1 pseudogene is annotated in these 368 nt (G+C 25.5%); it reads left to right on the top strand.

From position 1 onward, the window contains the following. Positions 1-11 precede the first annotated feature (11 nt). Positions 12-368: pseudogene (locus CN514_RS26125) on the top strand (CapA family protein); the annotation flags it as partial.

The following is a 368-nucleotide window of genomic DNA, read 5'->3' as shown; positions in this document are numbered from 1 at the left end:
TTTTTTTAGTAATTTTATTTGTTTGTAAAAATGTTTATTCAATAACATTTGGTAATGAATTTAAAAATGAGGAAAATCCTCAAAAAAATGTACACAAACCAATTAAACATACAAATACAATTAAAGCACCACCTCAAAAACCAATAGAGGAAACCATTAAAATAAGTGCTGCTGGCGACTTTACACTTGGTACTGATGAAAGTTTCAATTATTCTGATTCATTTGTAGATGAAGCGAAAAGAAATGGTTTACATTTTTTTGTTGATAGATTAAATAATATTTTTAATGAAGACGATTTTACTACTGTAAATTTGGAAACTACATTGACAAATGCCACAGAAAAAGCAGTTAAAAAATATAAATTTAAG

The sequence above is a fragment of the Bacillus sp. AFS001701 genome, from assembly GCF_002559405.1.
GTDB lineage: Bacteria > Bacillota > Bacilli > Bacillales > Bacillaceae_G > Gottfriedia.
Note: the sequence above shows the minus strand (reverse complement) of the source record. Positions and strands in the feature narration are given on the sequence as shown.